A 12,471-nucleotide genomic window follows, 5' to 3' on the forward strand; every position below is an offset into this window, starting at 1 on the left:
GCATCATCCCTATAATGTCATCGGAAATTTCTATTTTTGACGCCAGATGCTTGACGTTATGGATAACTCCCCATGATCGATGTGCGGTCCGATGAGCCCTGTGGAAGGGCGCGGCCTGCGGGAGGCTTGTGATGCAGACCGACGCTAAGGTGGTGCCGCTGAACAAGGGGGCCACCCAGCAATCGCCAACCTCGCCGGTAGGAAGGCTGCCCGTGGCCTTGATCCAGGTGCGCGACAAAGTGGCCTTGCAGCTGAAGCAGACGCTTCAGGTGCTGTTCGACAATGCGGACGACACCCTCTTCGAGATGGCGGACCGCGCCACCAGCAATGCCGAGCAGAACGCGTTCTTCGAGGCGATGCGCGACCTGAGGCTCAAGCGCAAGAGCATCGAGCGTGCCTTCCTGCAGAAGGTCTTCGAGTCGTTCTCGTCGCTCAATCAGTACGAGATCGGCAAGGCGCCGCAACTGGACGCGGTGTCCTTCGACAGCCTGTCCCTGGTGCAGAACGACGAGCTCGAGGAAACCGTGGCGCTGGACGCCATGGTCGCCAAGGTGATGGCCCGCGACAGCGTCGCCCTGGGTCACCTCACCACCCGCTTCAACGCACTCGTCAGCAAAAAGGTCGACGACAGGACCAACCCCTTGGGGCCGCGCCTGCTGTGCGAGGCGTTCCTCGACGCCTGTCGCAGCCTTGGCGTGGAAATCAAGGTCAAGCTGATCATCCTCAAGTTGTTCGAGAAGTACGTCCTCACGGAATTGGATCAGTTCTACGCCGAGGCCAACCAGCTCCTGGTGACGGCCGGTGTGCTCCCGGATCTGCGCTCGGCGCCTGCGCGGCGTCAGCCGGAACGCGCCAGCCCCGCCGGGCGCTCTGCTGCCCAACCCGGCTCGCTGGCCAGTGGCGGCCAGGGCGAGGTCAGCGCAGAAGGGGTTCAGGAAGTCTTCGGCGTACTCCAGGAGCTGCTGTCCCAGGTGCGTGGCACCGGGTTGCCACGCCGCGAGCAGCCTGCCGATGCGGTTCCCGTCAGCAGCATCGACCTGATGCGCCTGCTGTCGCACCTGCAGCAGCACCTGCCGCAGCAGCACAACGATGACTACGACTTGCGCATGAGCCTCGAACAGCTGCTGAGCCACGCGAGTGCTCGCAGTGGCCGGGTGCGTGTGGTGGGGCAGGTGGATGATGACGTCATCAACCTGGTGTCCATGCTCTTCGAGTTCATCCTCGACGACCGCACCCTGCCGGACTCGCTCAAGGCTCTGATCGGCCGCATGCAGATTCCGATGCTCAAGGTCGCGCTGCTGGACAAGACCTTCTTCAGCCGTGGCAGCCACCCGGCGCGCCGCCTGCTCAACGAAATCGCCTCCGCCGCCCTGGGTTGGGTGGAGCAGGACGACGCCCAGCGCGACAGCCTTTACCACCGCATCGAGCAGGTGGTGCAGCGCTTGTTGAACGACTTCGTCGACGACCCGGCGATTTTCTCCGAGCTGCTGGCCGAATTCCTGGCCTACACCGGTGACGAGCGTCGTCGCAGCGAGCTGCTGGAACAGCGTACCCGCGATGCCGAGGAGGGCCGTGCCAAGGCCGAACTGGCTCGTCGGCGAGTGGAAGACGCGCTCAACCAGCGTCTGCTCGGCCGCACCCTGCCTGAAGTGGTGGTGCGCCTGTTGCAAGAAGCCTGGAGCAAGGTGTTGCTGCTGACGTGCCTCAAGCATGGCGTCGAATCGCCTGAATGGCAGTCCGCCCTGCAGACCATGGACGATCTGATCTGGAGCGTGGAGTCCCACGACGCGCCGGAAGCCCGTGCCCGCCTGCTGGAGTTGGTGCCGGGCTTGCTCAAGGCCCTGCGTGAAGGCCTGGCCAGTGCGGCGTTCGACCCGTTCTCCACCAGCGAATTCTTCAGCCGGCTGGAAGCCCTGCACGTCCAGACCTTCGAGCGCTTGCGCAAGCCGGAGCCGGTCGAGGTCGTGGTTGACGACAGTCTGGAGTTGCCGCCCCTGCTGCTCGATCTGCCGGATGAGGCGGAGCCGGAAGAGAACGCCATGCCGGCCATGGTGGCGGTGGTCGAAGAAATCGTCCTGGTCGCACCGGGAGAGCCTCAGGTCGCGGAGCCCGACGTCAGCCTGGCGGATGACGATGAAGCCCTTGGCTTTGTCGATAACCTGCGCGTTGGCAGTTGGGTCGAGTTCCAGGAAGACGAAGAGCACAAGCTGCGTTGCAAGCTGGCGGCGCTGATCAAGCCCACCGGCAAGTACATCTTCGTCAACCGCACCGGCATGAAGGTGCTGGAAAAATCGCGCATGGGCCTGGCGGTGGAATTCCGCCGCAAGGCGATCCGCCTGCTGGACGATGCCTTGCTGTTCGACCGCGCCCTGGAATCGGTGATCGGCAACCTGCGGCGGCTCAAGGGAGCTTGAGCCGGGCCTCTGCCTGTGGGAGCGAATTCATTCGCCAAGGGCTGCGCAGCAGTCCTGCAGGTTGGCGTAGAGCGACGGTAGGGTGCGCCATGCGCACCAACGCCTCCGTGCCAGGATTTCGGTGCGCGCAGTGTTCAGCCGGGATAGATGGGTAACGCTTGTCGGGAGACATGGGTAACGGGTTGATGATCATGTTTTGCCCGGTCTCAAGTCGACTTGGCGCAGGATCTTGTGGATGAACACCACATCGTAGACGCCATCGACGGCGGTGGGGCGGAGAGCGACGCGTTCCCCGTACAGCCCCCCGCCGACGAACAGGCTGCGTCCCTGGAAACTGACCTGGCCGACGCGGCCGACCTTGAGCACCCGGTCGCCCGGTTCGTAGTCCAGTTCAGGCAATTGCTCCGGGTAGCTGCGCCGGCTTGGCTGGTAGCGCGTGATCGGTGGCAGTTGGCCCAGCGCCTCATGCGGGCGGTCGTGGTTGTACTGCTCCCGCCAGTGCGCCATCGCCTGCTGGCAGTGCGCCAAGTCGCGAAACGAGCGCTGCAGTAACTCGCGCTTGAGTGTCTGGTGGAAGCGTTCCAGCTTGCCCTGGGTCTGCGGATGATGAGGGCGGCTGTGGCTGACCTCGATGCCGAGCCGCATCAGCCAGACCTCCAGGGCGGACAGGCCGCCCGCGATGTTCGAGCCCCAGGGCGGACCGTTGTCGGCGGTGATCCGGCGCGGTAGGCCATAGCGGCGAAAGACCTGGATCAGGTGCGGTCGAACCAGTTCGAGGCGCTCGCCCTCGCAGGCCTCCAGGCAGAGGGCAAAGCGTGAGTGATCATCCAACAGCGTCAACGGGTGGCAGCGCGACGAGCGGCCGTCGGCGAGCGGGAAGTGGCCCTTGAAGTCCATCTGCCAGAGCTCGTTCGGCTGGCAGTGCTCGAAGCGCTGCGTGGCCGGAGCTTCGGCCTCCTCGGCGTGGTAGCGCACCCGGCAACCATGGCGGCGGAGGATGGCGTCGAGGGTGCTGTGGTGGGGACGCTCGAACGCGGCCGGCAGCAGGCCGCGCAGCTTGCGGGCGCCCCAATACGGGAAACGGTGGTGCAACTGCACCACCGCCTGTTCCAAGTCCGGGTCGCTGCGCCCAGGGCTGTGCAACGGCCGGCGTGAGCGCTCCTGCAACCCCGCATCGCCGTGCTCGCGGTGGCGCTGTAACCATTTGTAGGCGGTTTTCGGGCTGATGCCGTAGCGCCGACACAGCTCCCGCACGTTGCTCTGCGGTTGTTCGGCCAACCGCACAAACTCGCGTCGAATCGACATGGTGGTGCACTCCTGCCACGGCATCGCTCGAACTCCAGAGTCGAAGGATTCCGTAAGCCTAAATGCGTTACCCATGTCTCCCGACACCCGTTACCTATGTCCCCCGGCTGAACACGCAGCGCACCCTACGGGGCTCTTACTTCCGCCGCCTCTCGCTAAAATGGCTTCACTGCGCCTAAAGTGGGCGGCAGACCAAGGAGCCGACATGCAGCTGGACCCCGCCTCCGGTTGGTGCGAGGGCATCAGCCGTTGCCCATCCCCCAATTTCAATGAGCGCCCGCAGGGCGAAGTCTCCCTGCTGGTGATCCATAACATCAGCCTGCCACCGGCCCAGTTCGGCACGGGAAAGGTGCAGGCGTTCTTCCAGAACCGTCTCGACCCGGCCGAGCACCCTTACTTCGAGGGCATTCGCGACCTCAAGGTGTCCGCCCATTTCCTGATCGAGCGCGACGGTGCCGTCACTCAGTTCGTCTCCTGCAACCAGCGCGCGTGGCACGCGGGCGTGTCGCTGTTCGAGGGGCGGGAGAATTGCAATGACTTCTCCCTGGGAATCGAGCTGGAAGGAACCGATGACCAGGCGTTCACGGAACCCCAGTATGCTGCGCTGATCGCATTGGTGGAGCAGTTGCGCATTGCCTACCCGGCCATCACGTTGGAGCGCATCTGTGGTCATAGCGACATCGCCCCGGGGCGCAAGACCGACCCGGGTCCAGCATTCGATTGGGCGCGCCTGCGGAACGCGCTCAGAACCTAGGAAGAGGAGGGAACCATGTATTTTCTGGTGTTGTTGATGGTGCTCTGGATCGAGAAGTTTTCGGCCTGGCGTCGGCATATCCAGCAGGATGGATTCTGGCTGCGCGAGCTGGCCAAGGCTGAAGCCAACCCGCGCCTGGCGGGGAGCCCATCGCTGATCCTGGCGTTGCTGGTGCTGTTGCCCCTGGCGGTACTGGCGCTGCTCCTGCTGGTGCTGGAGCCGGTGGCTTACGGCTGGTTGGCGCTGCCGGTGCATTTGCTGGTGATCATCTACAGCCTTGGCCGTGGCGATGTGCTGGCCGACCTCGGCCCATTCCGCGATGCCTGGCGACGTGGCGACACGCAAGGTGCCTACCATGTCGCCGAGCGCGACCTAGGCCTGGAGGCGGAGGAGGGCGCGGATCTCCTGAATCAGGTGCAGGGCTACCAGTTGTGGCAGGCGTATGAGGGCTTCTTTGCGGTGATTTTCTGGTACGCCCTGTTGGGCCCGGTGGCAGCCCTGGCGTATCGGCTGCTGGCCCTGGCTTCCGAGGGTGCTGGCACGCCGGCGCTGCGTGAGCGTGCGGGCATGATTCGCCATGCCTTCGACTGGCTACCGGTTCGGGTCCTCGCGGCCAGCTTCTCGCTGGTGGGCAACTTCGTCGGCGTCAGTCGCGTGCTGCTGCACGAGCTGCTGAACTGGGAAATACCGGCGCACCGCTATATCGAATTGGCCGGCCGCGCTGCCGCTGAACTGCCGGAGCCGGCCACTGGCGATGCCGGTGTGGCAACCCTGGACGCGCTCTGGCAGTTGCTGGTCCGCGCTGCGGTGCTCTGGTACGCCGGCTTCGCCGTCTGGACGCTGCTGTTCTGAAACCCGCTCCATCGCCCGCCCGGTGCAGCTGCCGGGCGGGTCCTGCCTTGCTTAACCTTTAGTTACAGAAACTCCTGCCGATATCGGGTACACAGATGAGCGCGCCAGAAAAGTCTGAATTTGCTCACAGAAGCATCTGACTGAGTAAGACGGCCGCCTTGCAGCGTCGGGATGCTGCAAGGCTTGGCGGGTCACCCGTCGCCCAGAGCGCGTCCATAACAATAAATGAGAACAGGAGACGTCTCGTGAAGACCCTGTTGTATCCTGCCATCGCCCTGATGAATCGGCTCAGCTTCGGCATGAAGTTCAGTCTGATCAGTGTTCTGTTCTTCCTGCCGATGTTGATCACCAACTTCTATCTGGTGCGCGACTCCTACCGACAATTCGTCAGCACGCGCGCGGAGCTGGAGAGCCTCGACCTCCTGGGCGCCAGCCTCACGGTGCGGCGCAACCTGGAAAGCCTCAACGATATGGTGCTGATCAACTCGATGATCGGCCAGTCGGGTCAGGCCGGTGATCTGGAGAAGCGCATCGCCAGTCTCGAGCAAGAGCTGCTGGCCACGCTCCAGGGCCTGGAGCCGGTCGTGTCCGAGCCCGGACAGGTGGAGTCCTTCAAGACCAAGCGCGACGAGCTGCTGACTGCCCTGCAGGCCGCCAAGGGCGAGACCTCGCTGCAGAGCAAGAGCGCGATGATCGAGAAACTGCTCGGTAACGCCCAGGTCTTCATCAAGTTCGTCGCTGGCCAGGCCGGCCTCAGCCAGGACGATCAGGCCGATGTCCGGCAGATCACCGAACTGGTCACCTCGGCCACGCCGCAGGTGACCATGGCTCTGGGCAAGGGGCGCGCCACCGGTGCCTACTCGCTGGGACAGGGTTTCCTCAACTCGGCCGCGAGCACCAAGCTGGACGACCTGCTGCTGGACCTGGACAAGCTCAATGCGGAATACGGCCTGAAGATCGCCGATGCCCTCGACGGCAGCCCACGCGCCCAGCAGGCGCTGGGTGGCCTGACCGCCGCCAGCCGCGACACTATCAAGCAGAGTGCCACGCTGTTCGAGGATCAGGTCATCATGGCCGACACCCTCACTACGCCCTGGCAACAGTTCTACGACCGGGTAAGCGCCTCGCTGGACAAGACCTATCAGCTCAACGACGGCTCCCTGGCCTTCCTCAAGGCCGAACTGGAAAGCCGCCTGGCCGGCAAGCGCGTGCAAACCGTGCTGTTGGTCGTGGCGCTGCTGGTCGTGTTCATCGCCATCGTCTACCTCTACAGCGGCTTCTACGTGTCGACCCGTACGACGCTGAAGAGCCTGGGCAAAGTGATGGATCAGGTCGCCGCAGGCGACATGACGGTGAACTTCCGCGCGGAAAGTCGCGACGAGCTGGGTGAGTTGGGCCAGGTGTTCAACGGCACCGTGGAGAAGATCCATGACCTGATCGAGCGGGTCGGCCACACCGTTGCAGAAGTGGAGCGCCAGGCCGGTCGCGTGGAGCAGGTATCCGGTGAGAGCAATCAGGCGGTCGCCGGGCAGCGCAGCCAGATCGAGCAAGTGGCCACGGCCATGAACCAGATGTCCGCGACTGCCCAGGAAGTGGCGCGCAGTGCCGCCGCCGCCGTGGACAGTGCGCAGAGTGTGAATCAGGAAACCGTCAGTGGCCGTGCGCTGGTGGAGTCGCAGTTGGGCAGCATCGAGCGCCTGGCCAGCGAGATCGACCAGTCGGTGACGGTGATCAATCAGCTGGCGGCTGACAGTGCATCCATCAGCCGCGTGCTGGAAGTGATCAAGGGCATTGCCGAGCAGACCAACCTGCTGGCGCTGAACGCCGCTATCGAAGCCGCCCGTGCCGGCGAGCAGGGCCGTGGCTTCGCCGTAGTGGCCGATGAGGTGCGTACGCTGGCCAAGCGCACTCAGCAGTCCACCGAAGAAATCGAGCAGATGATCGTCAAGCTGCAAGGCGGTGTCGGCGCGGCGGTGAAAGCGATGAACACCAGCCACCAGATGGCCGACGGCACGGTCGGCCAATCCGGCAAGGTGCAGGCCGCGCTGGAGAACATCCTGGGCGCGGTGGGCATGATCGTCGACCAGAACCAGCAGATTGCCGCCGCGGCGGAACAACAGACTGCGGTGGCACATGACATCGACCAGAACATTGTCGAGATCAACCATGCCGGCGAGCGCACCGCCGAAGGTGCGAGCCAGACCGAACGGGCCAGCCGGGAGCTGTCCGGCCAGGTGGCGCAGCTCAAACAGTTGATCGGCGCGTTCCGCGTCTGACGTCCGAAGGCGCCTGCGTAGCGTGGACATCGCTTTTCATGTCCACCAGGCGGGGCCCGGTTTGAGCGCCGATGGTGGATGGAAAAAGCGCCATCCACCCTAGAGCCGAGCCCAGTTTCGTAGCCCGGATGAAATCCGGGGAGAAGTTCAGCCACCGCTCCCGAATTTCATCCGGGCTACGATTTGCCAGTTCCTACAAAGCAATATTCGCCCCTATAAGTTCTTCCAGCCGAACACCTCGCAGGTATTGCGCGTGCTGGCCTCGGCCAGTGCCTCGGGGGTGACGCCGCGAATCTCCGCGAGGGCTGCGCAGATATCCGGGAGGAACTCCGGGCTGTTGCGCCCGTAAGGGTGCATGGCGGGCGCCATGTCCGGCGAGTCGGTTTCCAGCACGATGTCTTCCAGCGGCAACTGCGCCACGACCTTGCGCAGGCGGTTGGCCTGAGGCCAGGTGGGGGCGCCGCCGAGGCCGAGGCGAAAACCCAGCTTGCGGTATTCCTTCGCGTCTTCAACGCTGCCGGCAAAGGCGTGGACGATTCCCGCCCGCTTGAGGCGGAAGCGCTTCAGGGTGGCGATCACCACCGCATGGCTGCGCCGCACATGCAACAGCACCGGGAGTTCGAATTCCGCCGCCAGGGCCAGTTGCGCGTCGAACAGGTGCTGCTGCGCGTCGCGGTCCAGTTCGGGGAGGAAGTAGTCCAGGCCGATCTCGCCCACTGCACAGAGCTTGGGGTGCCCGGCGTGGCGTTCCAGCAGCTGGCGCAGCTCCGCCACGTGCTCATTGCGGTGTTGCGCCAGATAGACCGGATGCAAGCCAAAGGCGGTGCAGAAGTCCTCCTCGGCGTTGGCCAGGTCCCAGATCCGTTGCCAGTTCTCGCGAAAGACCCCCAGCAGCACCTGACGCCGTACGCCCAGGGCACGGCAGCGCGCCAGTACGGCGCTGCGGTCGGCGTCGAAGTCGGGGAAGTCGAGGTGGTTGTGGGTATCGATCAGCATGGCGCCAGCATATACCGGTCGCGCCGGTCCGGCATGCGCATCCTTGGGGAATTCGGGCGGTTTTTCCGAGTGCATCCGCTCTGCCTCGGGGCATTGCGCTGGGCTGTGAGAATCGGCTGAAAAAACGCTATTGAACACTCGTTCATGCTCGGCTATGTTTGGGCCCACTTGCCGGTTCGCCGATGCAGTGGCGTGACCCGGATTCCACCATTTCAATGGGGCTCGAACATGCGTTTTGCTTCGCTTGTGGAGAGGATGGCTGGGCCAGGCACAGCAGCCTGGGATATTCACTACGCGGCTATCGCCGCCCAACGTGCCGGCGAGGACGTGATCGTCCTCAGCATTGGCGATCCGGATTTCGCCACCCCCGAACCCATCACCAACGCCGCCATCGAAGCCCTGCAGGCCGGTGACACGCATTACTGTGACGTCGCCGGCCGTCCCGAGCTGCGCCAGGCCATTGCCGATCTGCACGGGCGACTGACCGGCCAGCCGGTGTCGGCGGACTGCGCCATCCTCGTCGCGGGCGCCCAGAATGGCCTCTATGCGGCGGCCATGTGCCTGCTGGAAGCGGGCGACGAAGTCATCGTCTTCGATCCGGTCTACGTGACCTACGAAGCCACCCTGAAAGCCACCGGCGCTACGCTGGTGCGCGTGCCCTGTCCGGCCGAGGGTGGCTTCCGGCCTGACCTCGCGGCCCTGCGCGGGGCCATCAGCGAACGTACCCGGGCCATCTTCTTCGCCAACCCGAACAACCCTACGGGCGTCGTGCTGACGGCCGAGGAGATGCAGGCCATCGCCGAACTGGCGCGGCAGCATGACCTGTGGGTGGTCGTGGACGAGGTCTACGAGAGCCTGGCTTTCGAACAGCCGCACCGCTACTTCGCCACGTTGCCGGGCATGCGCGAGCGCACGGTGAGCATCGGCAGCCTGTCCAAGTCCCACGCCATGACGGGCTGGCGCACAGGCTGGGTCATCGCCAGCCCCGAGTTGGTGGCCCATATCGAAAACCTTGCGCTGAACGTCCTCTACGGCTTGCCGGGATTCGTCCAGGAGGCGGCGTTGGCCGCAGTGCGCGCCTATGACTCGGTCACCCGCGAAATGCGCGCGGTATATCAGCGGCGCCGCGACCTGGTGGTCAACGCGCTGGAAGGCTGCGCCCTGCTCAAGGTGCTGAAGCCCGAGGCGGGGATGTTCGTCCTGCTGGACGTACGGGCCAGCGGCCTCAGCTCCCTGGATTTCGCCTGGCAACTGTTCCGCGAAACCGGCGTGTCGGTGCTCGATGCTGCCGCCTTCGGCCCCGCCGCTGAGGGGTTCGTACGCCTCTCCTACAGCCTGGGCGAAGAGCAGCTGGCTGAAGCCTGCGTGCGCATTCGTCGCTTCGCCGCCACCTTGAAACCGGTGTCGATCATCGAGGTGCGTTCGACAGTCGTGGTCGATTCCACGGCCTTGAAGGCGGAGCGGCCGAAGATGGTCGAGGTGGATTCCATCCACAAGCGTTTCGGCCAGTTCGAGGTGCTCAAGGGTGTTTCGCTGACCGCCGAGGAAGGCGGTGTGGTTTCCCTGATCGGCGCCAGTGGCTCTGGCAAGAGCACCCTGCTGCGTTGCATCAACATGCTGGAGATACCCAACCAGGGCACGGTCACGGTCGATGGCGAAAGCATTCGCCTCACCACCGACCGGATTGGCGAGCCGATGGTGGCTGACCAGAAGCAACTGACGCGAATCCGCTCGCGGCTCGGCATGGTGTTCCAGAGCTTCAACCTCTGGCCTCACCGCACCGTGCTGGAAAACCTGATCGAGGCGCCGATCCAGGTGCTGCGCGAAAGCCGTGCCGAGGCGGTCGAGCGGGCCGAGGCGCTGTTGGACCGGGTGGGGCTCGCGGCCAAACGCCACGAGTATCCGTCGTTCCTCTCGGGCGGCCAGCAACAGCGTGTGGCGATTGCCCGCGCCCTGGCAGTGGAGCCCAAGGTCATGCTGTTCGACGAGCCCACCTCGGCGCTTGACCCCGAACTGGTCGGTGAGGTGCTGCGGGTAATCCGGTCGCTGGCCGAGGAAGGCCGCACCATGATCCTGGTGACTCATGAAATGGCCTTCGCCCGCGACGTTTCCAGCCATGTCGCCTTCCTCCATCAGGGGCGAATCGAAGAAGAAGGGCCTCCCCAGGAGGTCTTCCTGCGGCCGCATAGCGAGCGCTGCCGGCAGTTCGTCACCGCTCACCAGAATCGATGACAGTGGCCGCCACTGGCGGCCGCCTCGATACGCTCGAATCACAACAAAACCAAGCAGGGCAAGGGGATCACGATGAAGAAATCTGGACTGGCAGGTTGGATGGCTGGCGCGGCAATGCTCGTCGCCGGGATTGCGGGCGCGCAGGCCGAGCCCATCCGGTTCGCGCTGGCGGCGGAACCCTATCCGCCCTTTTCGGTGAGGCACCCGGATGGCCAGTGGACCGGCTTCGAGCCGGACCTGATCCGCAAGCTGTGCGCCGACATGCAGGCTGAGTGCGTGATCGAAGAGGTGGCCTGGGACGGCATCATCCCCGCGCTGCTGGCGAAGAAGGTCGATGTGATCTTCAACTCCATGTCCATCACCGAGGAGCGCGAGAAGCAGATTGCCTTCAGTCGTCCGTACTACAACTCCCCGACCGTGATCGTCGCGCCGCAGGCCCTGGAGGTGAATGCGACGCCCGAATCCATGAAGGGCAAGGCGATTGGCGTGCAGATTTCCACCAACAACTCCAGCTACGTGAAGAAGTTCTACGAGGGTGTGGCCGACGTCCGCTACTACGACACCCAGGACTCGGTGAACGCCGACCTCACGGCCGGACGCATCGACCTGATGCTGGCAGACGGCCTGGGCGTGGCCGACTTCGTCAAATCCGCCGATGCCCACGCCGCCAGCCTAGTGGTGAAGGGCGAGGTGCCCCATGACGCGGTGCTCGGACGCGGCATGGGAGCCGGCGTGCGCAAGGAGGATCAGGCACTCAGGGCCCGTCTCGACGACGCCATCGGCAAGCTCCTGGCCAGCGAGGACTACAAGACCATCTCCGCCCGCTACTTCGACGTGAGCGTCGCGCCGAAAGAATGACCCGCGTGGCCGCCCCGGGCTACCGGGGCGGCCGGTTTCTGCTTCGCGTCGAGGTGTCTTGATGTCGTCTTACTTCGATCTGGTCGGCTTCGGCCCCCAGGGCTGGGGCTCAGCCCTGCTCAAGGGCTTGTGGGTCACCCTGGAAATCTCCGTTGGCGCCTTCCTGGTCGGGATTCTGATCGGGCTCTGTGTTGCCGTCGCCAAACTCAACGGCCCGCGTCCGCTGGCCAAGCTGATGCGCGGATACACGACCCTGTGCCGCGCCGTGCCCGAGCTGCTCCTGATCCTGCTGCTGTTCTACGCCGGTTCCATGGGGATCAACGAGGTGGTGAGCTGGCTGGGCTACGGCCAGGTCAAGCTCAACGGTACCCTGGTGGCCATCCTGGTGCTGGGACTGGTGCAGGGCGCCTATGCCTCGGAGATCTTCCGGGGGGCGATCCAGGCCATTCCCCATGGCCAGATCGAAGCCGCGCGCGCCTTCGGCATGAGCGGTTCGAGCCTGTTCCGCCGGGTGACGCTGCCGGCGATGGCGCCCAACGCCCTGGCGGGGATGGCCAACCTCTGGGTCAATCTGATCAAGGACAGTGCGCTGATCAGCGTAGTGGGAACCAGCGAGCTGCTGTTCACCGCCAAGCAGGCTGCGGGCTCCACGCGCCAGTACCTGGTGTTCTATCTCACCGCGGCGGCGTTCTACTACGTGCTGACGCTGCTTTCCAATCTGTTGTCCGGCTGGCTCGAGCGACGCTTCCGTCGCTGGATGCCCGCGGTGTGAGGAGGTGTTTCC

The 12,471-nt window shown here is 64.6% G+C and carries 9 protein-coding genes and 1 pseudogene; 8 read left to right on the top strand and 2 right to left on the bottom strand.

Going from position 1 to position 12,471, the window contains the following annotated elements; genetic code table 11:
* The first annotated feature begins 131 nt into the window (after positions 1–131).
* Entirely contained in the window at positions 132–2,414 is a 2,283-nt protein-coding gene (locus tag THL1_RS05110; RefSeq protein ID WP_069082248.1) for a DUF1631 domain-containing protein, read from the top strand.
* A gap of 189 nt (positions 2,415–2,603) precedes the next feature.
* On the opposite strand, the gene THL1_RS05115 is transcribed toward THL1_RS05110, so the two are convergent.
* On the bottom strand, positions 2,604–3,743 hold the full coding sequence (locus THL1_RS05115) for an IS481 family transposase (protein ID WP_069082226.1): 1,140 nt from the start codon (positions 3,741–3,743) through the stop codon (positions 2,604–2,606).
* A 181-nt stretch (positions 3,744–3,924) separates the two neighbouring features.
* Here THL1_RS05115 and ampD point away from each other — a divergent pair, with 181 nt between their 5' ends.
* From ampD to THL1_RS31255, 4 genes and pseudogenes are all read left to right on the top strand, one after another.
* Positions 3,925–4,473, top strand: coding sequence for a 1,6-anhydro-N-acetylmuramyl-L-alanine amidase AmpD (gene ampD, locus THL1_RS05120; protein WP_069082249.1), 549 nt, complete (start codon positions 3,925–3,927; stop codon positions 4,471–4,473).
* A gap of 15 nt (positions 4,474–4,488) precedes the next feature.
* Positions 4,489–5,325 (top strand): regulatory signaling modulator protein AmpE, encoded by an 837-nt coding sequence (ampE, locus tag THL1_RS05125; protein ID WP_069082250.1) that lies wholly within the window; start codon positions 4,489–4,491, stop codon positions 5,323–5,325.
* Positions 5,326–6,395: 1,070 nt separating this feature from the next.
* A pseudogene (locus THL1_RS31250) lies at positions 6,396–6,746 on the top strand (HAMP domain-containing protein); the annotation flags it as partial.
* 150 nt (positions 6,747–6,896) lie between these two features.
* The gene (locus THL1_RS31255; RefSeq protein WP_414703742.1) at positions 6,897–7,601 is read left to right on the top strand and encodes a methyl-accepting chemotaxis protein; all 705 of its coding nucleotides are present in this window, start codon (positions 6,897–6,899) and stop codon (positions 7,599–7,601) included.
* 213 nt (positions 7,602–7,814) lie between these two features.
* On the opposite strand, the gene THL1_RS05135 is transcribed toward THL1_RS31255, so the two are convergent.
* Complete coding sequence (locus THL1_RS05135; protein ID WP_069086414.1) at positions 7,815–8,597, bottom strand: TatD family hydrolase; 783 nt, start codon at positions 8,595–8,597, stop codon at positions 7,815–7,817.
* Between the two features lie 228 nt (positions 8,598–8,825).
* On the opposite strand from THL1_RS05135, the gene THL1_RS31095 reads away from it, so the two are divergent.
* The 3 genes from THL1_RS31095 to THL1_RS05150 all read left to right on the top strand — a co-directional run bounded on the left by THL1_RS31095 (position 8,826) and on the right by THL1_RS05150 (position 12,459).
* Positions 8,826–10,829 (top strand): aminotransferase class I/II-fold pyridoxal phosphate-dependent enzyme, encoded by a 2,004-nt coding sequence (locus THL1_RS31095; protein ID WP_069082252.1) that lies wholly within the window; start codon positions 8,826–8,828, stop codon positions 10,827–10,829.
* A gap of 72 nt (positions 10,830–10,901) precedes the next feature.
* Positions 10,902–11,687, top strand: a complete 786-nt coding sequence (locus THL1_RS05145; RefSeq protein ID WP_069082253.1) for a transporter substrate-binding domain-containing protein — start codon at positions 10,902–10,904, stop codon at positions 11,685–11,687.
* Positions 11,688–11,748: 61 nt separating this feature from the next.
* Entirely contained in the window at positions 11,749–12,459 is a 711-nt protein-coding gene (locus THL1_RS05150) for an ABC transporter permease (protein ID WP_069082254.1), read from the top strand.
* Positions 12,460–12,471 lie beyond the last annotated feature (12 nt).

The sequence above is a fragment of the Pseudomonas sp. TCU-HL1 genome (assembly GCF_001708505.1).
GTDB lineage: Bacteria > Pseudomonadota > Gammaproteobacteria > Pseudomonadales > Pseudomonadaceae > Metapseudomonas.

Excerpts from the sequence above, each read along its gene's own strand:
- THL1_RS05110 (WP_069082248.1), top strand. The coding sequence starts at position 132 with ATGCAGACCGACGCTAAGGTGGTGCCGCTGAACAAGGGGGCCACCCAG.
- THL1_RS05115 (WP_069082226.1), bottom strand. The coding sequence starts at position 3,743 with ATGCCGTGGCAGGAGTGCACCACCATGTCGATTCGACGCGAGTTTGTG.
- ampD (WP_069082249.1), top strand. The coding sequence starts at position 3,925 with ATGCAGCTGGACCCCGCCTCCGGTTGGTGCGAGGGCATCAGCCGTTGC.
- ampE (WP_069082250.1), top strand. The coding sequence starts at position 4,489 with ATGTATTTTCTGGTGTTGTTGATGGTGCTCTGGATCGAGAAGTTTTCG.
- THL1_RS31255 (WP_414703742.1), top strand. The coding sequence starts at position 6,897 with ATGTCCGCGACTGCCCAGGAAGTGGCGCGCAGTGCCGCCGCCGCCGTG.
- THL1_RS05135 (WP_069086414.1), bottom strand. The coding sequence starts at position 8,597 with ATGCTGATCGATACCCACAACCACCTCGACTTCCCCGACTTCGACGCC.
- THL1_RS31095 (WP_069082252.1), top strand. The coding sequence starts at position 8,826 with ATGCGTTTTGCTTCGCTTGTGGAGAGGATGGCTGGGCCAGGCACAGCA.
- THL1_RS05145 (WP_069082253.1), top strand. The coding sequence starts at position 10,902 with ATGAAGAAATCTGGACTGGCAGGTTGGATGGCTGGCGCGGCAATGCTC.
- THL1_RS05150 (WP_069082254.1), top strand. The coding sequence starts at position 11,749 with ATGTCGTCTTACTTCGATCTGGTCGGCTTCGGCCCCCAGGGCTGGGGC.